Origin of the sequence: uncultured Chitinophaga sp. (genome assembly GCF_937898475.1) — a bacterium.
Lineage (GTDB): Bacteria > Bacteroidota > Bacteroidia > Chitinophagales > Chitinophagaceae > Chitinophaga.
The window spans coordinates 241,963-266,332 of record NZ_CALEJS010000039.1; the positions used below are offsets into that span (position 1 = coordinate 241,963).

At 49.2% G+C, this 24,370-nt stretch carries 23 protein-coding genes, 1 tRNA gene and 1 riboswitch; of the genes, 7 read left to right on the forward strand and 17 right to left on the reverse strand.

Annotated features, from left to right (window positions below):
- Nucleotides 1–60: 60 nt before the first annotated feature.
- From Q0577_RS22905 to Q0577_RS22925, 5 genes are all read right to left on the reverse strand, one after another.
- Nucleotides 61–387, reverse strand: a complete 327-nt coding sequence (locus Q0577_RS22905; RefSeq protein WP_298740446.1) for a hypothetical protein — start codon at nucleotides 385–387, stop codon at nucleotides 61–63.
- A gap of 201 nt (nucleotides 388–588) precedes the next feature.
- Complete coding sequence (locus Q0577_RS22910; RefSeq protein WP_298740447.1) at nucleotides 589–2,244, reverse strand: serine hydrolase; 1,656 nt, start codon at nucleotides 2,242–2,244, stop codon at nucleotides 589–591.
- Nucleotides 2,245–2,325: 81 nt separating this feature from the next.
- On the reverse strand, nucleotides 2,326–3,135 hold the full coding sequence (locus Q0577_RS22915; RefSeq protein ID WP_298740449.1) for an AraC family transcriptional regulator: 810 nt from the start codon (nucleotides 3,133–3,135) through the stop codon (nucleotides 2,326–2,328).
- 514 nt (nucleotides 3,136–3,649) lie between these two features.
- Nucleotides 3,650–3,721, reverse strand: a tRNA-Arg gene (locus Q0577_RS22920).
- A gap of 70 nt (nucleotides 3,722–3,791) precedes the next feature.
- On the reverse strand, nucleotides 3,792–4,361 hold the full coding sequence (locus Q0577_RS22925; protein ID WP_298740451.1) for a MarC family protein: 570 nt from the start codon (nucleotides 4,359–4,361) through the stop codon (nucleotides 3,792–3,794).
- Nucleotides 4,362–4,496: 135 nt separating this feature from the next.
- On the opposite strand from Q0577_RS22925, the gene Q0577_RS22930 reads away from it, so the two are divergent.
- Nucleotides 4,497–5,078, forward strand: a complete 582-nt coding sequence (locus Q0577_RS22930; protein WP_298740453.1) for an XRE family transcriptional regulator — start codon at nucleotides 4,497–4,499, stop codon at nucleotides 5,076–5,078.
- 13 nt (nucleotides 5,079–5,091) lie between these two features.
- Here the strand turns inward: Q0577_RS22930 and cobC are convergent, their stop codons facing one another.
- The 7 genes from cobC to Q0577_RS22965 all read right to left on the reverse strand — a co-directional run bounded on the left by cobC (nucleotide 5,092) and on the right by Q0577_RS22965 (nucleotide 12,075).
- Complete coding sequence (cobC, locus tag Q0577_RS22935; RefSeq protein ID WP_298740454.1) at nucleotides 5,092–5,649, reverse strand: alpha-ribazole phosphatase; 558 nt, start codon at nucleotides 5,647–5,649, stop codon at nucleotides 5,092–5,094.
- The gene (locus tag Q0577_RS22940; protein ID WP_298740455.1) at nucleotides 5,634–6,410 is read right to left on the reverse strand and encodes an adenosylcobinamide-GDP ribazoletransferase; all 777 of its coding nucleotides are present in this window, start codon (nucleotides 6,408–6,410) and stop codon (nucleotides 5,634–5,636) included. Before Q0577_RS22940 ends, cobC begins: the two co-directional genes overlap by 16 nt.
- A 77-nt stretch (nucleotides 6,411–6,487) precedes the next feature.
- On the reverse strand, nucleotides 6,488–7,513 hold the full coding sequence (cobT, locus tag Q0577_RS22945; RefSeq protein WP_298740456.1) for a nicotinate-nucleotide--dimethylbenzimidazole phosphoribosyltransferase: 1,026 nt from the start codon (nucleotides 7,511–7,513) through the stop codon (nucleotides 6,488–6,490).
- The gene (gene cobU / locus Q0577_RS22950; protein ID WP_298740457.1) at nucleotides 7,510–8,016 is read right to left on the reverse strand and encodes a bifunctional adenosylcobinamide kinase/adenosylcobinamide-phosphate guanylyltransferase; all 507 of its coding nucleotides are present in this window, start codon (nucleotides 8,014–8,016) and stop codon (nucleotides 7,510–7,512) included. Before cobU ends, cobT begins: the two co-directional genes overlap by 4 nt.
- 9 nt (nucleotides 8,017–8,025) lie before the next feature.
- Nucleotides 8,026–8,619 (reverse strand): DUF6580 family putative transport protein, encoded by a 594-nt coding sequence (locus Q0577_RS22955; protein WP_298740459.1) that lies wholly within the window; start codon nucleotides 8,617–8,619, stop codon nucleotides 8,026–8,028.
- Nucleotides 8,620–8,719: 100 nt separating this feature from the next.
- Nucleotides 8,720–10,672 (reverse strand): TonB-dependent receptor, encoded by a 1,953-nt coding sequence (locus tag Q0577_RS22960; protein WP_298740461.1) that lies wholly within the window; start codon nucleotides 10,670–10,672, stop codon nucleotides 8,720–8,722.
- Nucleotides 10,673–10,786: 114 nt separating this feature from the next.
- A riboswitch (cobalamin riboswitch) is annotated at nucleotides 10,787–11,010 on the reverse strand.
- A gap of 414 nt (nucleotides 11,011–11,424) precedes the next feature.
- The gene (locus Q0577_RS22965) at nucleotides 11,425–12,075 is read right to left on the reverse strand and encodes a hypothetical protein (protein ID WP_298740462.1); all 651 of its coding nucleotides are present in this window, start codon (nucleotides 12,073–12,075) and stop codon (nucleotides 11,425–11,427) included.
- 73 nt (nucleotides 12,076–12,148) lie between these two features.
- Here Q0577_RS22965 and Q0577_RS22970 point away from each other — a divergent pair, with 73 nt between their 5' ends.
- The 3 genes from Q0577_RS22970 (at nucleotide 12,149) to Q0577_RS22980 (ending at nucleotide 15,343) form a co-directional block, all read left to right on the forward strand.
- Nucleotides 12,149–12,832 carry a FadR/GntR family transcriptional regulator gene (locus Q0577_RS22970; RefSeq protein ID WP_298740464.1) on the forward strand — a complete coding sequence of 228 codons (684 nt, stop codon included), beginning with the start codon at nucleotides 12,149–12,151 and terminating at the stop codon, nucleotides 12,830–12,832.
- A 32-nt stretch (nucleotides 12,833–12,864) separates the two neighbouring features.
- The gene (locus Q0577_RS22975) at nucleotides 12,865–14,100 is read left to right on the forward strand and encodes an MFS transporter (protein ID WP_298740466.1); all 1,236 of its coding nucleotides are present in this window, start codon (nucleotides 12,865–12,867) and stop codon (nucleotides 14,098–14,100) included.
- Nucleotides 14,101–14,239: 139 nt separating this feature from the next.
- Nucleotides 14,240–15,343: a Fic family protein gene (locus tag Q0577_RS22980; protein ID WP_298740468.1), complete on the forward strand. Its 1,104-nt coding sequence runs from the start codon at nucleotides 14,240–14,242 to the stop codon at nucleotides 15,341–15,343.
- 80 nt (nucleotides 15,344–15,423) lie between these two features.
- Here Q0577_RS22980 and Q0577_RS22985 read toward each other — a convergent pair whose 3' ends face one another.
- The 4 genes from Q0577_RS22985 to Q0577_RS23000 all read right to left on the reverse strand — a co-directional run bounded on the left by Q0577_RS22985 (nucleotide 15,424) and on the right by Q0577_RS23000 (nucleotide 19,021).
- Nucleotides 15,424–16,341 (reverse strand): bestrophin family ion channel, encoded by a 918-nt coding sequence (locus Q0577_RS22985; protein ID WP_298740470.1) that lies wholly within the window; start codon nucleotides 16,339–16,341, stop codon nucleotides 15,424–15,426.
- A 40-nt stretch (nucleotides 16,342–16,381) separates the two neighbouring features.
- Nucleotides 16,382–16,858 (reverse strand): hypothetical protein, encoded by a 477-nt coding sequence (locus tag Q0577_RS22990; protein WP_298740473.1) that lies wholly within the window; start codon nucleotides 16,856–16,858, stop codon nucleotides 16,382–16,384.
- A 122-nt stretch (nucleotides 16,859–16,980) separates the two neighbouring features.
- Nucleotides 16,981–18,345 carry a HAMP domain-containing sensor histidine kinase gene (locus Q0577_RS22995; protein ID WP_298740476.1) on the reverse strand — a complete coding sequence of 455 codons (1,365 nt, stop codon included), beginning with the start codon at nucleotides 18,343–18,345 and terminating at the stop codon, nucleotides 16,981–16,983.
- Nucleotides 18,329–19,021 carry a response regulator transcription factor gene (locus tag Q0577_RS23000; protein WP_298740481.1) on the reverse strand — a complete coding sequence of 231 codons (693 nt, stop codon included), beginning with the start codon at nucleotides 19,019–19,021 and terminating at the stop codon, nucleotides 18,329–18,331. The genes Q0577_RS22995 and Q0577_RS23000 overlap by 17 nt, the downstream gene beginning before the upstream one ends.
- A 252-nt stretch (nucleotides 19,022–19,273) precedes the next feature.
- Between Q0577_RS23000 and Q0577_RS23005 the strand changes: the two genes are divergently transcribed.
- From Q0577_RS23005 to Q0577_RS23015, 3 genes are all read left to right on the forward strand, one after another.
- Complete coding sequence (locus tag Q0577_RS23005) at nucleotides 19,274–19,819, forward strand: YceI family protein (RefSeq protein ID WP_298740484.1); 546 nt, start codon at nucleotides 19,274–19,276, stop codon at nucleotides 19,817–19,819.
- A 169-nt stretch (nucleotides 19,820–19,988) separates the two neighbouring features.
- On the forward strand, nucleotides 19,989–20,291 hold the full coding sequence (locus Q0577_RS23010) for a hypothetical protein (RefSeq protein WP_298740486.1): 303 nt from the start codon (nucleotides 19,989–19,991) through the stop codon (nucleotides 20,289–20,291).
- Between the two features lie 135 nt (nucleotides 20,292–20,426).
- Nucleotides 20,427–21,752 (forward strand): sigma-54 dependent transcriptional regulator, encoded by a 1,326-nt coding sequence (locus Q0577_RS23015; RefSeq protein WP_298740488.1) that lies wholly within the window; start codon nucleotides 20,427–20,429, stop codon nucleotides 21,750–21,752.
- On the opposite strand, the gene Q0577_RS23020 is transcribed toward Q0577_RS23015, so the two are convergent.
- Nucleotides 21,694–24,324: an ATP-binding protein gene (locus Q0577_RS23020; RefSeq protein WP_298740566.1), complete on the reverse strand. Its 2,631-nt coding sequence runs from the start codon at nucleotides 24,322–24,324 to the stop codon at nucleotides 21,694–21,696. The genes Q0577_RS23015 and Q0577_RS23020 overlap by 59 nt on opposite strands.
- Between the last annotated feature and the right edge of the window lie 46 nt (nucleotides 24,325–24,370).

Below are 24,370 nucleotides of genomic sequence, written 5' to 3' on the forward strand. Positions count from 1 at the left end.
GGTTAACCTCTTCCGCCGATATCCAGTTACTATCCAATGGCATCGACACCGGCGCTCCATCTAAGGGCACCGTAACGTTGATGTCCGTTTGAAATGCGTTTTCCCTGACGCCAGCACAACAACGCCGCCACCGGTTTTTTCCCATTTCAGGGTCAGGTCATCGGCTGATTCTCCGGGTACTTCTATCCAGTGAAAATCATCAGCCGTATAGATGTACCGGTTGGAGGCGGCTTCGGCAGGCGTGAGGTACCCGGCAGGCATCCATCCGTTAAAGTCAGCGATCAGCGTGCCGCTGGTAAAATTTGTGGCATTGAACCTGATACCGAACACCCGTCTTCTCATAGAGAGGCTGATCACCGAAGGGATTCCTGCGGAGCTCAGGGTCACTTCGCCGGTATACGAATCTACTTCCGAATGGATGGTAGATGTATAAGTGGTTGTATCTGCCGGTTGAACACCGGGATGTGGGGCAATATACCTGCGCCTCCAAGGTAAGACCCGCAGGAACTTTCCATCCTGTTTGTCAGCGATGCCATGATGAGGTTAGGGAAATTCTTTCGATGCGGCCTTCATATCTTCTTGAAGAGGCTATAATACAGCCGGCAATATATATTCCGTGATCATCCTGTTTACCTGCGGATGTGCATAGGGTTGTCCATAAGCAGTAGCTGTTACCACAATAACCAGGGGCAGATCTTTGAACATCACAATATAGTTTCCACCGTTGCCTGCACAATAAAAGGCTTCATACAACTGGTCTTTTACCTGGAAAGATTTGTTCCAGAACAAATATCCATAATACTCATTGCTACGGTTACTTATTTGCTGATGCTTGGTGAACGATTTCCGCACCCATTCCTTTGGCAGTATTTGCTGACCATTCCATTTTCCGCCGTTTTTATACAATTGTCCATACTTCGCAAAGTCCAGTGCATTCATTTGAAGACTGCCTGCGGTGTTGGGCACATTTTGCGGTGTGTATTGCCATTTGTAGTTTGTAATGCCTAAAGGTGTAAACAGTTTTTCATCGGCATATTTTTCAAGCCCGCCGGGAAGTGTCTTATTCAGAATATCGCCCAGGAGCACTACACCTGCAGTAAAATAATGCCATTCATTTTTGGTTGTATCGGTCCGGACAGGTAAGTCCAGCGCAAATTTCACCCAGTTATCCGTGGGGTACATATTTTCTTCATTGCCCGGAGAATTGCCATCTTCATCATCACCATCAAATACAGCGCTCATGGTGAGCAGGTCTTTCAGCGTTACGTTTTCTTTTGCCGGTGAATAATTTTTAAAAGACGTTAGCTTATAAAACGCTTTCAATGGCTGATCTTCAGATGGCAGCTGCTTTTCTGCAATGGCGATACCTATCAGGGTAGATGCAAATGATTTTCCGACAGACCGGGGATCATGCAGGGTATGGCGGTCTTCACCGTTGAAGTATTCTTCTATCAGCAGTTTGCCATTTTTAATCACCACTACGCTGCTGATCTTTTTAAAAATGCCTTCATCAATACTGCCTTTCAGTGTTTTAATTTTGTCTGAGTCAAAACGCTCTTTTGAAACTTCAAAACCATTATAGGGCTTTACAGGGCGGAGGCTGATAGCCGCAGTATTGATAACAGGTTTCCGCTCCACAAGCAGTTGCAGCTTACCACTGGCAATCAGTTCGCCCACCTTGATATCGCCGGTGTTTAAATAGGGCCGTATTTCCATTTTCAGGGTATGAGGGCCTTCGGTTAGCGCACTGTCTCCCCCGGCATGCATAAACCTGTTCCAGAAGGATTCACTCCATAATCCATGTCCATTTGTGTTGTTGATAAAAGGTTTGTTAATAACCGTTGCCGTATCCTGGATCTTTGCATAAGGCGCTCCGGGAAACAGGTTGCTCTGATAGATCAATTGGTCATCAACAAATAAAGTGAACTGGTAGTTCCCGATCTTAACAAGCGAATCAGCTGGCAGGGAAGGAGCGATGTGATGCAGGTAGTTAGTGATAGAATTTCCCATAAAAGCGATGAAGAACAGATCGCTTTTATTTGTCAGCTTATAGGTATCCAGGAAGTCTGACGCGTGCAGTCTGGAAGTAGCGATGTTCTTTGAAGTGAAGAAGATCTTACCAATATGCTCCTGATGGAGGCTGGAAGTCATACCTTCCGTTTTCACTATGTCTGTTATCTGGGCAGATAGTTGTACCGTATGAATCGTTAACAGGCAGCTTACTACCAGGAAAATGCGCATCATGTCGGGTATTGAGATAAATGAAGTCCAAAGCTATAGTACCGGGGGCAGTAAAAATAGAATGAAATTAACATGGGCGTTACTTTAGCTATGTAATGATTTCCTGAAACTAAAAGGGGTAAGGCCCATGATGTCCTTGAAACAACGGTTGAAATGGCTTTGATCTGAAAACCCGCATTCAAAGGCCACTTCTGTTAATGACAGTTTTTTATTGGCCAGGAGGGTCAGCGATTTTTCCACTCTGAGTTTTCTTACGTATTCAGCCAGTCCGCAATGAAAATACCTGGGAAAATGCCTGGAAAGATGAACAGGATGGATGCCCAGGGCGGAAGCCAGCTCGTCCAGCCGGTAGCTTTGGGCGAGGTCGTCGCGCAGCATTTCGCCTACCTTCACTGCCCATAACGGTTTAACAGGATGTGCAGATCTGCTGTCATCATACATCATGGCTAACACCTGCAACAGCCGGCTTTGAATTTCCAGCGCCGATACATCGTCCCAGGTTTTTGTTTCTTTAAAGATCCTGTATAACAGGAATTTTGCGTCCGGATTCCGGATGTTAATGCTTCCCTGTAGAGCATCGCTGTTAAAGGAGAAATTCTTAAACCAGGAATCTTTCAGCTCTATATGAAATCCCCTTGTAAAACCTTCCGGTTTGATATTATAATGCGGATCCTGCCAGTTATGGTATAGTAAACTGCCAGCGGAGCAGGTATATATTTCCTTTTTGTTTCCCTCAATTACATTTCCCTGGAGGATGAAGGTAAAATATGCATTCTCGTGATAGTGCCAGTCAACTTTATCGTGTGTATATTCGGTATCTGTGAGGACCACCCCGTTCAGATCGATGGTTTTATTGGTGTTTCCGTAAAATTCCCCTGTTTGTAAATGTTTCATGAGGTAGTGGTGCGTTTTAGAGTATCACCAAATAAGGATAAAATATATAAAAATTTTGGAAATTGCTGTAACATTTACGCTTGATTGATATCGGCACAACAGCAAGCTGTTTAACGTTAAGCGGAAAAGATGACAATCCTCAAATCTATATTACTATTGTTTTTGACGGCAAGTGCTATTGCACAGACTAATTCTCCAAACACAAGCTCAAAAGCCAATAGGGACAAACTACACTTAGTCTTAGTTGACTACCAAGGTGACAGCGAAATTTATCGTTTTACCTGGCTAAGAACATTTCATAAACCAATTGCAATAAGAATACAAAAGGCAAAGTACGCTTGACTTCAAATATGTTAAGTGGAGCGGGAGGGTGATGGTCCGCGGGGGAAAGAACAGCTTATGGAGACTTCTGCTTACTCCAGAACATATACTGATGCTGCGCCTGACAAGTGCATTGGTAATATGGCGGAAACATCAAAGGCATTCATTTGAATGCCTTTGATATTTAAACTCGTAGCCTCGACAGGAATCGAACCTGTATCTGGAGCTTCGGAAACTCTTATACTATCCATTGTACTACGAGGCCAGCTCCATATCCCGTTTCAGGGAAAGGATGGCAAAACTAAGCTTTTTAGCCCTGAATTACAAAACCATTTCTACATGTTCAGGTTACTCTTGAAGATCTTCACCGCAATAGCCAGCAGGATCACCCCGAAGAACTTACGAACCACCATCAGCCCCGCCTTGCCCAGTATACGCTCTATCCACTTCAGGGAACGCAGCACCAGGAAAATGATCACCAGGTTAATGAGGATCCCTGCCATGATGTTGTATTCCCCAAAGTTGGCTTTGAGCGACATGATCGTGGTTAGCGTACCCGAGCCGGCTATCAGCGGGAACGCAATAGGTACCACGCTGCCGGTCTTGTTATCGGCCTCCGTGCTCTTGAAGAACTCTATCCCCAGGATCATTTCCAGCCCGATCACAAAGATCACAATGGAACCCGCCACGGCAAAAGAATGCACATCCACGCTCATCAGCTTCAGGAACGGCTCGCCTACCAGCAGAAAGCCCACCATGAGGCAACCGGATGCCAGGGTGGCCTTACCCGCATCTATATGCCCCAGCTTTTCCTTCAGGGAGATCAGCACGGGGATAGACCCCACAATATCAATAACGGCAAATAAAGTAAACGTAATAGCAAGTATCTGGTCTAGGCTGAACATGCTGGTTAATATATTTTATACAAATATAATTTATTATATGAATGGCCATAGTATGTTAAAAAAGTTGCTAATTGACCATCTATTTTCTTTCTTTGTTTGGGTTGTTTGTGACCTGATATGATAATTTACTGATATATGACCGAAGATATCATTATCCAGATCAGCGCTAAGATCAAAGAAAAAAGAAAGGCTAAAGGCATCACCATCCAGGAACTGGCCGATAAAGCCGAAGTAAGCAAAGGCCTCATCTCCCAGATAGAAAATAACCGTACCGTACCCTCCCTGCTGGTGCTCATCAATATCATCCGTTCCCTGAACCTCGATCTGAACGAGTTCTTCCATGAAATCGGCGCCGAACAGCAAAGCAGTAAAGTGATTATCAAACAGGAAGCCGCTTACCAGGTATTTGAAAAAGAGGCGGCTAAAGGGTTCCTCTACAAACGGGTACTGACCAGGAGTGTTAAGCATTACCCGGTAGACATCGTGATATTGGAACTGAAGAAAGGCGCCCGCCGCAACCACCTGGTAAAAACAGATGCCTATGAATATAAGTACATCATTCAGGGCAAAGTAGAATACCAGGTAGAGAACGAAAAGTATATCCTTAACACCGGCGACTCCCTCTTCTTTGACGGCCGTCTGGGCCATAAACCCACCAATATCGGCGAAGAAGACGCCAAAATACTTGTAGTATACTTCTTCCTGGAAAGCGACTGAAGATCAGCCCACCTTATTCATTCACCCCTAAGAGTTCCACTTTCCCATGCTCCACCCGTAAGCGGGCTACACGTCCGTACTCTACCCGTAATTCAAACGACTGTTCCAGCGGGGTTTGGGTAACGTAGGCCAACAGGGAACGGATCACGCCGCTGTGGGTTACCAGCACGGCATCCCTGCCACGGGCAATCACTTCCTGGAAGATGGCAACCGCACGCTGGTAGAGGTCTTCATAACTTTCGCCTCCCGGTACACGTGTATATACGTAGTTATCCATCCAGGACTGTAAAGCATTGGGGCCGATATCGTCCCAGCGCTGCATCTCCCAGTTGCCAAAGTTTAATTCCTTCAGGCGGTCATCTGTGGTGAAATTGTCTTCAAAAAGGAAACGGGCCAGCTTGCTGCAGCGTTGCAGGGGGCTGGCATATACGGCAAAGGGTTTGCCGGGTAACATTGATTTTACGCGGGTAGCTTCTTCAGTAAAGGTGCTGGCTACATCCAGGTCTGCAAATCCGTAACAGGTGCCTCGTTCAATGGCCGGCGTGGTATGCCGGATCAGGTATATATCCATGCTGCAATGCAAAGGAACAAATATACAACTGTTTCGCTAACCTGCTGTACGGCACCCAGGCAATCGCCGGTGTAACCGCCTATCCAGCGGCGCATTTTGCGGCTCATATAAGCGCGTACCAACCATAATACGGGCAGCAGTAAAAGCAGTATGTAATGCTGGAAAAGGACGACGGTCACCGCCAGTGGGAGCAGTCCAAAACAGCCCGCCAGCGCCAGCTCTCCGCCACTGATACCTTTGGAAACCGGCTTTGCTTTGCTGTCTTCATTTTCTCTTACATAAGGAAGTGTGTAAATAATGGTAGCGGCCACAAAACGGCTCAGGGGTTGCGCAATGATGATAGCCATCAGCGCCCGTTCAAGGGACAGAGATTGTAATGCAAAGAACTTCAGCAGCATCAGCAGCAGCAGTCCCAGCATACCATAAGTGCCGATACGGCTGTCTTTCATGATCAGCAGGATCTTCTCTTTGGTCCAGCCGCCGCCAAATCCATCGCACATATCTGCAAAGCCATCTTCATGAAAAGCGCCCGTTGTCCAGATAGCCGCGATCAGCGAAAAAAGGATACTGATCGTCCACGGGGCCACCAGGCTGGCGCCCCAGAGCACCAGCGCCATCACCCCGCCCGTGATCCAGCCGATAAGCGGCAGGTATCGCGTGGCCTTATTCAGCAGATCCAGTCCATGCCCCATGTTGCCGCCAACAGGTATACGTGTGTAAAACATAACGGCAGTCCGCAATAATAACCATTGCTGTTGCATAATCAACAAGACACATTTGTGTGTTTAACAGATTGAAGGTTTGAAGGAGGTACAGGTAATCAGCCCCTGTCAAACTTTCAAGACTTCAAACTTAAACTATCAAAACTGGCCATCTGTTCTAAGAACGCGGTGGCGCATTGAATAATGGGCATAGCCAGGGCTGCGCCGGTGCCTTCGCCCAGGCGCATATCCAGTTGTAAAAGTGGGCGCACCTGCAGGTGCTCCAGCATGGCGCGGTGGCCTTTTTCGTGAGAGCTGTGTGAAAAGATGCAGTAATCTGTTATGGCTGGCTGCAGGCGATGCGCGGCCAGCAGCGCTGCGGTAACAATAAACCCGTCTATCACGATCATCATGTTCAGGGCTGCTGCCTGCAGCATAGCTCCGCAGAGCATGGCTATTTCAAAGCCGCCGTAAGTGGCCAGTACAGCAAGGGGATCTTCCGGTACGCCGTGACGGTTCAATGCTTCCTGCAGGATCACGGTCTTTCTGGCAATCTGCTGGGGCGTGCTGCCCGTTCCTGCTCCCGTGCATGCGGCTATCGGGAGGCCGGTATAACAGCTCATCAGCAATGCTGCCGCCGCAGAATTTCCAATACCCATTTCCCCGAAGCCGATGGTATTACAACCTTGCCGATGTACACCCTGTACGATCTCGGCGCCGGCATTCATCGCCTGTTCACACGCTGCTATTGTCATGGCGGCTTCGTGCAGGTAATTACGTGTGCCAAAACCGATCTTGCAATGGTTCAGCATGGGATGCGGGGGAAAGGAATGATTCACGCCTGCATCCACGATCACCAGTTCAACCTGCAGCTGGCGGCACAAGGCGTTGATGGCCGCTCCGCCGTGCAGGAAGTTATACACCATCTGCGCTGTTACTTCCTGCGGATAGGGATTTACAAGGCCTTCCGCGGCTATGCCATGATCGCCGGCAAATACGGCGATGGTAGGTTTAATGATAGCCGGTTCAAGCGTTTGCTGAATAAGACCTGCCTGCAGGGCAATATGTTCCAGCCTGCCCAGTGATCCCGGCGGCTTGGTTTTCTGGTCAATTTTTTCCTGTAGCGCTGCTTCCAGAGCGCGGGAAAGGGGAGAGATGTTCATGATTTAATTGTTACAGGTATGCCCGATACCATTAACACCACTTTTTGTGCGCGCTGGGCAATGTACTGGTTGGCCCAGCCCTGCAGATCGGTGAACTTTCGCCCGATTTCAGTGTCTGCATGTACACCCATGCCGATCTCATTGGTCACTATAATGATCGTGGCGTTCTTTTTATGAAGGGCGTTGATCTCTTGTTGTATACTATACAGGGCCGTATCCACGTCCTGCTTATGCTGCATAAATAAATTGGTGAGCCAGAGGGTAACGCAATCGATCACCGCTACCCGTCCTTCCAGCGGTAAGAGGCTAACGTATAACTGCTCTTCGATATTGGTCCATTCAGGACCCCGGTCTTGCTGATGCCGCTTTACACGCGCTTCAAAATCATCATCCCAGATCTTGGCGGTGGCTACATATATCGGGTCTTCTGCCAGTGACAGCGCAAGTTGTTGAGCATAGCTGCTTTTTCCCGAACGGGCGCCTCCTGTAATAAGTTGGATCATAGTGGGAGCTTATTTCGCCAGGGCGGCAAACCTGCGTTGTATCAGCTCAAATCCTCCGAAGAAGATCACGCCGTAAACAAGGTTGCCAATGAACATGAATTTCATATAAGGAACGGCCATGGCATAGCATCGCAGCAGGCCTGCTGCGTCTTTCGTATATAGTTCACCGGTGGCAGGGTCTGTACAGCCGGCAAGCCATACGCCGAAATCTGTAATCAGCCAGTGTGCAAATGCACCTGCCGCTGCCGCTACCACGATATTCCCGATGTTCACTTTTTTGATGATCAGCTGTCCCGCCAGTACCATGGCGGCAAAGCCGCAATAAGTCCAGGCCCAGCCCTGGTAAAGCAATCCTCCGTTGGCAAACTCGGGGTAGAAGAGCTGCTGCACTACCACATCACTGATAAAAAGTGTGAGCAGCGGAAACAGGTAGGATTTCCAGCTATTGCTGAAATAGGCGCCGCTGAATAAGGCCATTGCTCCAATAGGGCTGATGTTGGAAAAGGGGGTAACGTGACCTTCTCCCAATATCCTCAAAATACCGGCGGCTGCAATGAACAGCAGCAGCACACCCATACGCGGATTAAGATTCCTCAGTAACATAGTTGTGGTTTTATGCAGGACGCTGCATGCTAACCGCCAGCAGCTAAAAGCTAAATCGCCCTGCGTTCTGCTTTCAGCATGCAGCGTCCTTCTGCGTAATTTATAAATTAATTGCCACTCCGGCGGTAAAATTAAATTTCCTGGCAGTATATCCTCTTACATCAAAATATTGCTGATCCGTGATATTGCGGAAATCACCGAACACTTTGAAAAACTGTCCCAGCTTATATTCTGCGTATGCGCCCAGCGTGTAGTAATCCCCCAGCGGCAGGTCGCCTTCTCCAAATACGCTTTCCCATCTTTTGCTGATGTATTTGTATTGCGCACTGATGTAAAAACCTGGTGTCAGCTGGTAACCCAGTTCGGCATTCAGCGCATGTTTGGGCCTGCGGTACAGGTTATAATAGCTGGTATCCTGCTGGGTAAGCTTGCCGTTAACGTAGGTATAATTTACGCGCAGGTTCAGGCCTCCTATGATCTGCCAGCTGGCTTCCAGCTCTCCTCCGTAGGCCTTCTGTTTGTCGGCATTCCGGTAAATACCGCGGTAGGTAACCGGGTCTGTATAAAAGATGATCAGGTCGCGGGTTTCGCGCTGGAACCCAACTACGCGCAGGTTTACCTTGTCCTGGAACAGTGCGCCCTGGTAACCGCCTTCGTAGTTGATGGAGGATTCCGGCTGCAGGTCTTTATTGCCATACTCAGAATATAAGTGGTAAAGCGTAGGTACCTTGTATGCAGATGAAATGTTGATGAATACCTTATGCTTGTTGTTGATCAGGTACGAAGGATTGAAAGAGATGGTCTGGTTGTTACCATAAATGTTATGGTAGTTGAAACGGCCGCCTATCTCCAGGTTAAAGCCGCCCAGGTTATGCAGCAGCAGTGCGGCATAGTGGCTGAACTGCCGGGTATGGGCACTGTCGGCAGACAGCTTGCTGGGCGGATAAGCCATAAACTCATCCACGAACAGCGTGCTTTGGTCTGTGTTGGAGGTACGGAACTCCGCACCCGCCAATATCTGCAGTTCCCGGGTCACATCCCAGTTTACGTAGGTCTCTGCCTGGTGAGTGTTGGAGGTAAAATTGCCTTCGTAAAATTTGCTGGGAAAATCTGACTTGGCAATGTAGCCGGAATCATTCAGCAGGTGGCGCTTATTGCGTTGATAGCTGTATAAGATGATCCAGCTGCCTTTATTGAATTCGTAACGGCTGCTGATGGTGTTCAGCAGGTATTTGTTCCGCATGCTGTAATCCTGGTCGTCAATAAACGCGGCCTCGTCCAGTGCGGTTTTATAATCGCTCCAGTTCATCATATACTGCAGTTTCCAGCGATTGCTAACCTGGTAACCCACCTTGCCGAATACGCTGTGGCGCTTAAATCCGTCTTTGTCAAAAGTGCCGGTATGAAGGCTGTCATAGGCAGAAGAGAATCCATCGGAGTTGAGGTACTGGTATCCGCCCAGGTAGGAAAATTTGCCGATGCTGCCGTTAATTCCTGCGCCGCCCTGCCGGGTTTTGTAAGTACCCCAGACGCCATTGGCGCTGATACCCACTTTGTTTTCACCGGGCTTTTTAGTGATGATGTTGATCACACCGGCTACGGCGTCAGAACCATAGAGGGTAGACTGGCTGCCGCGGAGGATCTCGATCCGGTCTATCTGTATTACCGGTATAAAGTTGAGGTCAAAGGCATTGGAGATCTGTGAAGCATCGCTTACCGGGATACCGTCTATCAGTATCAGGGTATTACCTGCGCTGGCGCCCCGCATGTATACGTCCTGGTTGGTGCCAGGGGCGTTTTCTGCGCCGTTCACTACAAGCCCTGCCTGGCTGTTAAGGATGGAACCGAGGGATTTGCCGCTGTTCTTTTGCAGGTAGTCAGAAGAGATCACGGTCACTACCTTGCCGCTCTCACCGGCTCTTTTTGCGAATTTGGTTGCCGTTACCACCACTTCATTTAAATGGTTGGCACGGGATGAGTCCTGGGCATTGGCATGTGTGCAAACCGTTAACATGACAACAACCCGGATAGTGGAGTAAAGTTTCCTGCGCATAAAACTGTTAAAGCTTTAAAAATGATGAATATGCGCTGCCGGAGATGTTAAGAAGAAAGAATACAGGCACCCTTGCAGGTGCATACATCCTTGGCCTTTCACCCGAAAGCGTTTAATGATGTTGATGCACCTGGCAGGTCTTCTGACTCTCCTGCTTTTCCGGGATACCTTCCCACCCCGGTTGGTGTCGGGACAGTGGCTTGTTAGAAGCCCGGAAAATCGCATCCCGGTGTGAACCGGGAGGCAGGATTACAGCTACGGGGATAGTTCCGGATTTACACCGGATTCCCATTTTAATCCCGGTGATCACGCCGGGAACCAAATGCGGCAGCAAACCTAAGGCAAAATGCGGAATTCTCAAACCGTGTCAGACAGGTAAAATACGATCATACAGGGTAGTAGCCTTGCTGCTAAGCCCGGGGGGCCCGGCGGAGGCGGCTTTGCAAAGTTGTATGGAATTTTGGGTCATTCCTTCCTTATTGCTTTCTCATCACTTATACTTCCGGAGATATCTCCTTCCTTAATAGGAAGGGATCAATAAGGGATCAGTAAGGGATTAATAAGGGAATAACAAGGAGACATCTCAGGGTTTAGCTAGTACTGGCAAGCGTTTCAGCGTTATTACCAATAGGAATAAACGAGGGTGGCGGCGGAGCATACACGGCCGGGATGCGGTTAGGGCGGCAAAAAGGCATTAAAAAAGGGCGTATCGAACAACGATACGCCCTTTTTAGTGCGGTTAATTATGTAGATCAACCCGGCATACGGGAGATATATTTGTCCATTTCCTTGATCTGGCTGACAATCTGCGCGGTAGTAGGCTTTTGCGCCTTGGCGCGGCGGAAAAGGTCTTTGGCAGATTTAAAGTCGCGGCGGCTCATGGCAATAGAAGCCAGGGTGAGCAGCGCGGCGGCCATATTTTCTTTATCGGGAAGGCCCATTCTTACTGCCTTTTTCAGGTTCTGATCGGCCGTTTTCAGGTCATTTTTCTGGTAAGCGATGGTGCCCAGCTGGAAGTATTGCATACCCTCATACTCTTTCATGGGGCTACCGCTTTTTATACTCTGGCGAACGGCTGCTTCTGCCTTGTCCAGGTCCTGGTTGTACATAGCCAGGTTACTCTGCATGAAATAGTATACGGAGCGGATGGGTTTATACAGCAGTTTGGGGAATTTCACCTTGTTCATCAGGCCCATAGCCTTTTCTACATCCCCGGCTTCTACGGCTTCCTGTACCAGGCGCATGGGGCCGAACATAAAATGTGTCACCAGGCAGATAACAGCCAGCAGCAGGGGAATAGTAGCTTCCCACCAGCCTACAGTAGCGCCCAGCGCTATACCGCCTATCAACAGCAGGATACCGATCGGCAGCCTGTAAAGAATAAAAATGTTAAATGCTTTCATCCGATAATCTTCAATGAGGGTGCAAAGGTAGGAAAATTAAACTTTTCTCTGTACCTTTGAAACATCAGATGATATGATGAGTCAATTACCTCCCATAAAAAGATTAAGCCTGGCCGATGAAGTGGCCCAGCGCTTACAGCAGCAGATCTCCCTGGGGCAGTACAAACCAGGGGATAAGCTGCCACCGGAACCTGCCCTGATGCAGGAGTTCGGGGTAGGCCGCTCCACCATCCGCGAAGCGGTACGCATCCTGGCCAATGCAGGGGTGCTGCGCGTACAACAGGGGCTGGGCACGTTTGTAGAATCGGTTGCAGACAATGCAGAGCCCTGGTCGCAACGCCTGAAGCGTGCCGAATTCAATGACCTGAACGAAGTGCGCCAGCTGCTGGAACTGAAAATTGCCCAGAAAGCAGCGCTGCACCGTACCGAAAAAGATATTGAACAGATGCAGGGTTTCCTGAAAAAGCGGAAAGAAGCGGCCCTCGCTAACCAGGTAGAGGAGTGCATACAGGCGGACATTGATTTTCACCGCAGCATAGCGGCTGCGGCGCGGAACAGCATCCTGGCAGACCTCTACAGCACAGTGGCAGAACATCTGAAAAAGCATTTCGTTTCGATATTCACCTCAACAGGGTCGTTTACCGAAACGCAGCAACTGCATCAGCATTTGCTCAAAAGCATCATTGATCAGCAACCGGAGAAAGCCTGGCAATGGGCCTCCCGTATTACCGACAACATGGTGGAGAAAGAGCAGTAACAACCTATCGTATTAACAGACTACTTTTTATTATGGAAACGGAAACAAAAGAAACAGCAACAACGGCCGTGCCCCCCGCTGCCAGGGAGGCAGCAGAGAAAACGGTATTCTCCATATTGCTGGCCCTCAGTTTTTCTCACTTACTGAATGATACCATTCAATCCCTGATACCGGCCATTTACCCGGTAGTAAAGAATTCGCTGCATATCAGCTTTACCCAGATCGGGCTGATCACACTCACCTTCCAGATGACGGCATCCATCCTTCAGCCGCTGGTAGGGCTTTTTACAGATCGTCGCCCGCAGCCTTATTCACTGGCCATCGGTATGGGTTTTACCCTAACCGGTCTTATTTGTCTTTCGGTGGCCAACCATTTTTATTTGGTATTGGTGGCGGTGGCGCTGGTAGGTATGGGGTCTGCCGTGTTCCATCCCGAAGCCTCCCGCCTGGCCTATATGGCTTCCGGCGGACGCCATGGTACAGCGCAATCCCTGTTCCAGCTTGGCGGTAACGCCGGCAGCTCCCTGGGCCCTTTGCTGGCTGCGATGATCATCGTGCCTTTCGGACAGTTCAACGTGATCTGGTTCTCGCTGGCGGCATTGCTGGCCATCGTGGTGATGCTGAATATTGCAGCCTGGTATAAGAAGAACCGGCATCGTGCAAAGCCGAAGCGCAAAGCAGGGGGCGATGCGCAGGCAGCGCTGCCAAAAGGCAGGGTCGCTTTCGCCCTGGTCATACTGCTGGTGCTGATCTTCTCCAAGTATTTTTATATGGCCAGTATGACCAACTACTACACTTTTTACCTGATAGATAAGTTTCATATTTCCGTGCAAAGCGCCCAGCTGTACCTGTTCATCTTCCTGTTTGCCATAGCGGCGGGAACTTTCATCGGCGGACCGGTAGGCGACCGCATCGGGCGTAAATACGTAATCTGGATCTCCATACTGGGTGTAGCGCCCTTCACCATGCTGTTACCGCATGTAAGCCTTTTCTGGACGGCGGTGTTAAGTGTGTTCATCGGCGTTATCCTCTCTTCCGCCTTCTCAGCCATCCTGGTATATGCGCAGGAACTGGTGCCGGGTAAAGTAGGGATGATAGCAGGCCTGTTCTTCGGCCTGGCCTTCGGTATGGCTGGTATCGGGTCTGCCGTGCTGGGCCGCCTGGCAGATCATACCAGTATCAATTACGTGTTCCATGTTTGCGCCTGGTTACCGCTGATAGGATTGCTGACCGGTTTACTGCCCAACGTGGAGCGTAAGCATGCGTAAAGCCTATCCTTTTAAAATGTTGATATTTAAGTAATTATATTTTCATGAGCCGATTTAAATAATTAATCGGCTCATTTTTTGCCTATATTTGAGCCGATTTTGAAGAGCAATCGGCTCATGTTATTTAAATAACAGGCATATGTTATACAATTGGCAACAACCTGACTGGCCGGATTTTAAGTTTGACCCCGGGAAGATTGAAAATATACTGCTGGCTTTTGCGCAGGAAACCGGTCATGTGAGTGGTATGCTCAATATGCTGCCTGAAGCGCTGCAGCAGGAAGCCATTACCAATACATTAATTGCTGAAGCGATTAAAACTTCTGCCATTGAAGGAGAATATATCAGCCGGCAGGATGTGGTATCATCTATCCGTAATCAGCTTGGGTTGAATATAAGTCCTGATCCTGTAAAGGATAAACGGGCGCAGGGGGTTAGTGAATTAGTAGTGGATGTAAGGAATACCTATAAGGAGGAGCTGACAAAAGAAAAGCTTTTCGGCTGGCATAAGGCATTGCTGAAACATAGCAGGGGAATAAATACCGGCGCCTGGCGCAAGGATGAAGCGCCGATGCAGGTGGTATCAGGGAGTGTGGGTAAAGAAAAAATACATTTTGAAGCGCCCCCTTCATCAAGGGTGCCGGAGGAAATGGATCGCTTCATTCAATGGTTCAATGACACTGCCCCGGGAGGAAAACGAGAGATCACGAAAGCATCTGTGCGGGCTGCTATTGCTCATTTGTATTTTGAATCCATTCACCCGTTTGAAGACGGCAATGGCCGTATAGGGAGGGCTATCGCGGAAAAGGCATTGTCGCAGACCATCGGCCGCCCTGTTTTGCTAAGCCTGTCTGCCACTATTGAGCGCCACAAAAGTGCATACTATCAGGCATTGGAAACAGCGCAGCGCAGTAATAATATTACGGCCTGGATGAACTACTTTGTTGGCACGGTGCTGGAGGCGCAACAGCAGACCAGGCAACTGATTGACCTGACCATCCTGAAAACCAGGTTCTTTGACCGCTTCAAAAATAATCTGAACGAGCGCCAGCTGAAAGTAATCAGGAAAATGTTGGAAGCCGGTCCGGAAGGATTTGAAGGGGGCATGACAGCACGAAAGTATATCTCCATCACAAGAACCTCAAAAGCTACCGCAACAAGAGACCTGCAGGAACTTGTTGAGCTGGGCGCCCTGAAAAGCGAAGGGAAAACCCGCAGCATCCACTATTCCATCAACTTCTGATAGCTGTACCAGGTTCAATAAAAGAACCGGCCAGATATTTTACATCTGAACCGGTTTGCTACTGGGTATTTAAACGAGTATTATAGTATATAAAACCTTTCTGCCGGTTCCATTTCCGGAGCCTGAGGTATCTGCCAGTCTTTCAGCATTTGCTTCAGGTCTTTTTCGATGTTCCTCGAAATGGCGGTTACCGGTGTATCGGTTGGTTTGTTCTCAAAAGGATCCTGCAGGTGAATGGCCATCTTTTCAATGAGCAGGAAAGATGCAGCGATGGCAACTACCAGCGGAATTTCGATCACTCCGAAAAACTCTATCAACCCGAAAGGCAGCAGGATGATGAACAGGTTAAGCGTAAGGTGTATGTACAGGCTGTATGTAGCCGGGAAGATGGTGTTCTTGATGCGTTCACATCTTCCCATGGAATCGCATAGCCTGGTGAGCGTGCTGTCCAGCTGTACCTGCTGATAACGGTTGATCCATCCCTGTTTCAGGGCATAGTCCAGGTCCATGGCATGCAGCTCCTGCAGTCCCACCGGTTTATTGTCGTACCGGGAGATATGTTCCAGCTCCCGTTTGGAGAGCAGGCGGTCCAGTCCGCCCATGGGATTCAGTTTGCGCAGGGATTGACCCAGAGAGTAACACCAGGCTATCTGCCGCCTGACAAACTGCTCGCGGAAGCGGATCACTTCCGGCGGTGTATCCTCGGCATAATTGGTAAAGGTGAGCAGCTGCCGAGTAAGGCTGCGTGAATCATTCACGATGGCGCCCCATATGATGCGTGCTTCCCACCAGCGTTCATAGGCCTGGTTGGAGCGGAAGCCCAGCAAAAGCGAGATCACGGTGCCCAATATAGCGGGAATGGCAATGGGAATGGATATACGGGTAATATGAAAGTTATGGTAGATGGCGATGCCAACGGCATACAGCGTTATCCATATCAGCTCATACTTTATTTTACCGAACACGTAACCAAAAGGAATATTCTCTTTTAGTAGCATACAACACAATTTTTAATGAATAAGTAATGGTACCAACCGGTTATACCGCCTGGGAGGGCTGGTATATTTTTACCCGTATGTGCTCTTCCCGTCCGGGTGTGAGCGGCAGCAGGGCGCAACCGGATTTCCGGATGATATTCAGCGGATCTATACTGCTTTTATTCACCTTGGTAAAACGGAAATGTTCATCATATATGATCAGTGAAATGTTATTGGCATACAGGTAGTTCTTGAAAACGGCAATGGTGCTGCCATAAAAACATTCTACGCGGATATCATTGATGCGGGCGGGATACCGCTCCTGCAGCTGGGCGCAAACTTTTTTGAACTCATCGCTGATGTGCCCGTAATCTTTCCTGCGGCGTGAAAGGGCCATCAGCTCCTGTATATCATCAGACATCTTGAAGCAATGTACCAGCAAAATGTTCATCGGCTCATTGATGCCTGCATATACGGCTGCCTTCACCAGGTCGAGAGAGCGGACGCTGAAATCGGTGGGAATTAAAATATTCTTCATACGCTTGTTTTTTGTGATTGTTTGATAACACAAAGGAACAACCGCGGGGTTAGCAGGGTCTAAGAGCCGGATTAAAATGCAATGAGGAAAAGATTAAAATGAGATTAGAGTGGTTGAAACGTTTAAACTTTCACTGGCAAGTGAATTTTTACAGTTGTGCCCTGCATTTCTTTGGCCTCTATTTCAATAGAGCCTTTATGCAGGCGGATGATGTTCAGGGTGAGGGGCAGGCCGATACCGTAGCCTTCATATTCGCTGGTATTGGAGGCGCGGAAAAAGGGCACAAATACCTGCGGGATCTCTGCCTGCGGAATACCAATGCCCTGGTCAATAACGGTTACGGTAAGCACTTTACGGGTGCCGGTGAGCTGTAAGATTACCCGTTGGTTGTTGGAATATTTGCAGGCGTTGAGCACTACATTGCTGATGGCCAGTTTTAACAAAGTGAGGCTGCCTTCCGTGCTCAGGTTATCCGCTTCTTCCGGCAGCTGGTTAAAGTCCAGGCATACTTTGTTGCCGGGGTAGATCTGGTCTGCAGTGTTCTTTACAGACCATAGCAGTTCATCCAGGCGGATCAGCTCCCACTGCATCTTCTTGCCGTCAAATCCTGTCTGGGCAAGGCTCAGCAAACTGCTCACCAGGTGGTCCAGCCGTTCTGCTTCCGCCAGTATCAGCTGGAAGGAAGCCGCCAGCTCGGGTGATGCGCCGGCTTTCTGTATGCCCAGCTCTGCTTCTCCGCTGATGATGGTGAGCGGCGTTCTGAACTCGTGGGAGGCATTGCTGATAAAGTTGTTCTGCGATTCAAAGGTGGTTTCCAGACGGGCCAGCATATCATTAAAAGTGAGGGCCAGCTCAGCTACTTCATCTTTCCCGTTGCCGGTGTCCAGGCGCAGGTGAAGATTGTTGGCGCTGATCTTCTGTACATTCTGTACAATGGTGCGGATGGGCTGAAATATCTGCCGGCTGAACAGCTTACCTGCAGTGAACATCAGCACGGTAAATACCAGGAAGCCGGTTACCAGCACGCGCCGCAGGCCATGCAGCTCTTCCATGCCATATACATCCTGTGCAGAGGTGACCACTATAAAATTATGCCACTTACCTGCATAGTAACCTACATAGAAAGTGCCGCCCAGGTGATAGCGGGCCCCGCCGTCCTGCAGCACTCGTTCATAAAAATAGGCAGGCAGGGGCAGGGGAGATTTCTCTGCCAGCTGGGGGGTGTCTGGTTTCAGGCGCAGAAAGTAATCTTTTTCAAACGGAAGGTTTTCCAGCTGCTCTTCTTTTACCCGGATGTAAAGCTGTGTATTCCCCGTATCTTCCTGCATGGTGGCCTGGGCTACTATTTTAGCCCTTACTTCCATGCGGTGGTAAAAGTGCTGGAAGGTATTGCGGGAGGCAAAATAATAGATGAACAGGCTTACCAGCAGCATGATGGCCGCGGTTAAGGCTGTAAAGAGAATGGCGATCTTATTCTGTATCTTCATTTTGCTCCCTCATTACATAGCCCATACCTACAACGGTATGTATCAGTTTAGGTGAAAAGTTTTTATCAATTTTCTTGCGGAGGTAATTCACATATACATCCACTACATTGGTGCCCAGGTTAAAATCAATATCCCATACATGTTCCAGGATCTCTATGCGGGATAATACGCGGCGCTGGTGTTTCATCAGGAACTCCAGCAGGCGGTACTCTGTGGCTGTCAGGCTCAGCTGTTTGTTATTGCGCTTTGCCGATTTTGAGGCAGTGTCCAGCTCCAGGTCGGCTATCCGCAGGATATTATGCTCCGGCGAATGGCTTTTAATGCGTTTGGTCAGCGCGCGAACACGGGCATTGAGCTCGGCGATCTTAAAAGGTTTAACCAGGTAGTCATCTGCTCCGCTATCCAGTCCATTCACAATATTTTCTGTGGTACCTAATGCCGTCAGCATCATAATAGGCACCTGCTCATTCTGTTTACGGATCTTACGGCATATTTCCACGCCGTTAATACCGGGCAGCATAATATCAAGTATGATCAGGTCAAAATCATTTGTAGTGGTCATCTGCAGGCCGGAAAGGCCGTCCATTGCCACACTGATCTCATATCCGTTCTCTGCCAGGCCCCTTTTTATAAGGGATACCACATTGGGTTCGTCTTCCACCAATAATATCTTCATGCCGTTCCGGTTTGGATGAAAATAATAAATTTCGGGGCAGCGGCGTTTTTTAATATACGGACATGCTATGTGACAATACTTGTGAAAGTGCCTGCCACAGTAGTTTTCAAGCGATTTTTATAAAGAAATGTTAAAAATGTGCGGACAGGAAAAAAGTCCACGCTTTCCGGCAATTTGTGCAATACACATAAATGTTACAACAAGTATTTTTATGGACAAGTTCAGATAACAGACACAAAAACCTTCAATAATATGGCTACCTGGAAAATTGATGCTTCACACAGCGAAATCGGATTTAAAGTAAAGCACCTCATGATCACTAATGTAAGCGGCAGCTTTACCAGTTTCGAAGGAACTGTGCATGCCGACAGCGAGGACTTTCACGATGCCCGTATCATTTTTGAAGCTGATGTAAACAGTGTTACTACGCACAATCAGCAACGGGACGAACATTTGAAGACTGCAGACTTTTTTGACAGCGAGCGCTTTCCGCGCATCCGCTTTGTTTCAAAGCAGGTAAAAAAGGTAAATGATCACCACTTCAGGCTCATTGGGGATCTTACCATCCGCGATCACACCCACAGTATAGAGCTCACCGTTACCTACAATGGCAGCACCCGCGACCCATGGGGCCAGGTAAAGGCAGGCTTTGAGCTGGATGGCCGCCTGCACCGCTCTGACTATGGTTTGCGCTGGAGCGCCACCACAGAAGCCGGCGGCCTTATTCTGGGCGATGAAGTAAAGCTGCACATGAACATACAGCTGGTACAGGAAGTACCTGTAGGCGCAAATGTGTAGACTTTGTCAGCAGGTTCGGGAGTACATCCTCAGCAGCAACGTGTTCGCTATACGCATTGATATGCACTAAACCCGTAATAATCAGTGCGCTTACGTTTTAGCACATTGATGGCATGCTTTTAATAGTATACAGGTGTTAAACTTTTTGCTTACCTAAATACTTTGAGCAATGAAAAAACTGATGCTATCAATGGCGTTCCTCGCTGTGGCAGGAACCGTTACAGTCTATGCCAACAATAAGCAAGATGTTGCTATCGTAAACTTTCAGGACGAAAAAACACCCGTTAAAGTAGAAGAACTGCCGGATGCCGTAAAGGCTGCGCTGGCTGGTGACGATTACAAGGAGTGGAAAGCTGAAAAAGCTTTCATGGTAAAACCAGCTTCCGGCGCCGAGTACTACGAAGTTGAGCTGAAGAAAGGTGAAGAAGCCAAAACTGTTAAGCTCGACAAAGACGGTAAGGTAGTTGCCTGATCACTGAAGAGCCCTGGACATGCAGTAGAATAAAACGAGAAGTCCTCCCGGACGGGGGGACTTCTCTATTTTTGTTTTATCCGTAGATGTTGACTAATATTACAGTTAAACGGACTACCAGAACCCATAGATGCTATGCCCAATATATTATTAGTCGAGGATGACACTACATTTTCACAGATCCTGGAGGGCTTTTTAAAGAAGCACGGCCATGAAGTGGATGCTGTCTATAACGTAAAGAGCGGCATTAAGGCGCTGGAAAAAAAGGAATATGACCTGCTGCTGCTGGACTACCGTCTCACAGATGGCAACGGCCTTGAAGTGCTGGCAGCCACCAAGGAGCGCGGCATGCAGATACCCGCCATCATCATGACCAGCTTCAACGATGTGCGTACTGCCGTACAGGCTATGCGTTCAGGCGCTTTTGACTATATCACCAAACCGGTGAACGCGGATGAGCTGCTGCTGGTGCTGAACGAAGCCCTGAACCGTAAGGTAGACGAGCCGGTGGCCGCCCAGAAAGTATTGTCCGGCTTTATAGAAGGCAACAGTGAAGTTTCCCACAAACTATATGAATATATTAAACTGGTGGCGCCTACAGACATGTCTGTCATGATCCTGGGCGAAAGCGGCACGGGTAAGGAATATGTGGCGCGCTCCATTCACAGCCTCAGTAAGCGGGCCGATAAGCCCTTTATAGCAGTGGATTGCGGCGCACTCTCCAAAGAGCTGGCCGCCAGTGAGCTGTTTGGCCACGTAAAGGGCGCTTTCACCGGCGCCTTGCAGAATAAGAAAGGTCTTTTTGAAGCGGCCAACGGGGGCACGCTTTTCATGGATGAGGTAGGTAACCTCAGCTATGAGGTGCAGATAAAACTGCTGCGGGCCCTGCAGGAAAGGGTGATACAGCCCATTGGCAGCACCCAGCAGATCAGGGTGGATGTTCGTATCATTACTGCCACCAACGAGCTGCTGCAGCCCGGGAAAAGCAATTTCCGGGAAGATCTATATCACCGCCTCAATGAGTTTAAAATGGAGGTGCCGCCCCTGCGTGAAAGGGACGAAGACCTGGAGATATTCACCCAGCACTTTATTAAAATGGCCAACCAGGAGCTGGGCAAGCATGTTAAACGCCTTTCTTCCGGTGCCATGACCACCTTCCGCCAGTACGACTGGCCGGGTAACCTGCGTGAGCTAAAGAACGTGATCCGCCGGATGGTGCTGCTGACCGAAGGGGAAACAGCGGGCATGGAGTCCCTGCCGGATGAAATGACGCTGTCTGTTAACCAGATGCCCAGGGTGCAGGGTACTGACCTGAAAGCGCTCAATGAGGTGAATGAGAAGGAATTGATCCAGGAAATACTCCGGCAGGTAAAAAATAATAAAAGCAAGGCCGCCAGGCTGCTTAATATTGATCGTAAGACGCTTTATAAAAAGATGGAGAAGTACCAGATTGAGGGATAGTGAGGTTTGCTATTTTATCCAGTAAAGCTTTTATACCTTCTGTTAACGTATTTACTTCGGCAATGGCATCGCCCGGTTGTACGGTATCACGCTGTAAAGCGATCTCCAGCATCCGCATCCGGGCTGCCAGCTCACCGGCTCCTATCTGGGCAGTTCTACCCGCCATCCGGTGCAGCAGCAGGCTGATTTGCTCCATATCTACTTCTTTGGCTGCGGTGCATAACAATTCAAGATCATTCCGGTTATCGGTCACAAAACGTTCCAGCACTTTCTGCAGCAGTGCTTTGTCGCCAAAGGTCAGCTTTTCCAGGGCGGCCAGGTCAATATCATCCTCATCCTGTTCATTTTCGTAATCGTAAAAGTCTTCGTCCTGCAGCAGGGTATGATCATCCAGGAGGGCCAGTATCTCGCTTTCCCTGAAAGGTTTCATTACCAGGCCGTCAAAGCCTTCCTGCAGCACGGCTTCCCTTTCTTCGGGCAGGGCTTGCGCAGTGAGTGCAAAGATCTTCACATGTTCGGGTATCTGTGTGCGCAGGCGCTTACAAAGTTCCGCGCCGTTAAGGCCGGGCATACGCATGTCTGCCAGGATCAGCGAAACATTGTCATCCCAGGGCGTATTCAGCAGCACTTCGGGCAGCTGGAAGCAGGTGTGGGAAATACCGTGTTTCTCAAAAATAGCGGCGCACAAATGCAGGATAAAGGGATCATCGTCTACCACCCATACCTTGCCGGTAAAGCGGCTGGAGGCAGGGCTGCTTTCCGTATACTGCTGCACCGGAACGCTGAGGGCTCTTACAAATGGCAGCTGTACCGCGAAGCGGGAACCTGCTCCCGGTTCGCTGGTCACCTCTATGGTGCCGTTCTGCGCTTCGGTCAGGGCCTTCACGATACTCAGTCCAAGACCGGTACCGTTCTGGTGAGAGCTTTCTCCCGCCTGTTCAAACTGGTTAAAGATGCGCCGGACGTCTTTGGGGGTAATGCCCGAACCTGTATCGCTGATGGTGAAGGTGAGCAGGGTAGTACCCGCTTCCTCACCCGGGGCTTCGTCTACTGTCAAACCTACATGCCCTTTTTCCGTGAACTTGATGGCATTACCCAGCAGGTTATACAGCATTTGTTTCAGGCGGAAGGGGTCACCGGTTATAAAACCGTTACCGGCAACATTATTGTGCAGCTCCAGCGGCAGCAGCTTCTTTTCTGCCTGCGGGCGCATCACGGTGATCACTTCTTCCAGCAGCTGATGCAGGTCAAAATCACGCCGTTCAAAAGTGAACTTGCCGGAGATGATGCGGCTGTAATCCAGCACTTCGTTCACGATATGCAGCAGGTGTTCTGACGAGTGGAAAATGGCTTCAATATGCCGTTTGGAGGGCTTGTCCTGCTGCCGCAGCAGGTCGGCATAGCCGATAATGGACTGCAGCGGTGTACGGATCTCATGGCTCATGTTGGCCAGGAAGCGTTGTTTGGCCATGCCGTGGTATTCCGCCTCCTCTTTGGCGATTTCCAGCTGCTGGCGGTAGGCGTTGCTTTTGGCAATATCTGTAAGGATCAGGTACACCAGTATGGCCATCAGCAGCAGGAATACGCCCATAATGGCGCTGATCCGCATGACGCTGGTGCTTACCACGTTACGGGCCTGGATATTGTTCTGTGCTTCCTGTTTCACTACTTCCTTTTCCACTTCCTGCAGGATAGACAGCATCTGGCTGGTGAGCACATTACTGGCGTTGGCCAGTTCTATTTCACGGTTCACGAAGCGGCTGCTCTGCAGGCGGCGTTCCTTTTCATAGTCCTGCATGGCCTTTTCCACCTCCCACATAATGCTGTCCTGTTTGGCCAGGGCAAGGGTATCTATTTTCACGTTCACTTCCTCGGTGACCATCCGGGTAGGGGTCTGCCTGGGTTGTTCGGTCTCTTCAGAAGGTTGCGGTTCCGGTTTCTTTTTGCCGAAAAGGCGGGCAAAAAAGCCGCTCTTTACGGAGGGGGCTTCCACCTTTTCCTCGTTTGAGGCGGCGGCAGCAGAATCAGAAGGATATATAAAAGTGGTAGATACTTTCTTTTCTGTGGTGATAACCGTACTGTCTATCTGGGGGGCATAGTTCAGGATCAGCTGAGACAGGGTTTGTATCTGTTTGGTAAGGTCGTTATTATTGACCAGGCCCTGCCTTACCTGCAGGTAGTTGAGGAACAGCTTATCCCTTTCCAGCAGCAGCCGTTTCATAGAGTCCAGCCGGATCACCTGCTCCGGGTTATCGCTATACAGTTCCTGCAGGCTGTCCATGGTCTGCCGCAGGCTTTTGGATTCGTCGAGGAATGTTTTGTAGGAATTAGCCTGGAGCAGGGCTTGTCTTTTTTGCAGCTGGTCCAGCTGGGTGATATCGCGGAAGAGGGCATTTACGATCCGCAGCTTTTCATTAGGCTCCGACAATTGTTTAACGGTATGCAGCATTTCCCTGAAGGCGGTCTGGCTAACTATCCACGCCAGGCCCAGGGCAATACAACCCGCGAGGAAGGCAATAACCACCTTCCCCTTGACAGATCGCGTAAAAGAACTGTTACCGGGATAGTTCATCAATCACATACCATTTTACGTGTTCAATAATAAGTCTTTTTGCCCT